1 protein-coding gene is annotated in these 405 nt (G+C 36.0%); it reads left to right on the forward strand.

Going from position 1 to position 405, the window contains the following annotated elements; translation table 11 throughout:
- On the forward strand, nt 1-338 hold a 338-nt coding region (locus T260_RS1000000139770), incomplete at its 5' end, for a hypothetical protein (protein WP_033027128.1).
- Between the last annotated feature and the right edge of the window lie 67 nt (nt 339-405).

Below are 405 nucleotides of genomic sequence, written 5' to 3' on the forward strand. Positions count from 1 at the left end.
CGCCCGAAGTGTGCCCAAATGCCTCCGATCCCTTTTGTATCAAGGGGCGAGAGGCATTTTGTTTGCCTAGTGACTGTCGAACTCGGGTTACACTAGAAGAACAAATTGAAGAAATAATCGTGGATATACTTAACCAGTATCAGCAATTTTTTGTCCAAAATGGCTATATTTTAGATATTAAATTAGAACGAATTAATGAAGTTGATGCTTTGAAAGGTATTGAGGAGCATGGTATGGAAAAAGGTCAATGCTTTGAAACAAATTACTATTCTTTTGTTTGTTTAGCTATTAAAGATTCAAGTGGAAAATTAATTGGGGTTCATCACCAAATTTTGTGATTTAGTGACAAAAAAGAGAAAGCACTGACGAGATCCTGGCAATAATGTTAGCGGTGAAATCAACATT

Origin of the sequence: Geobacillus thermopakistaniensis (assembly GCF_000498995.1) — a bacterium.
GTDB lineage: Bacteria > Bacillota > Bacilli > Bacillales > Anoxybacillaceae > Geobacillus > Geobacillus thermoleovorans.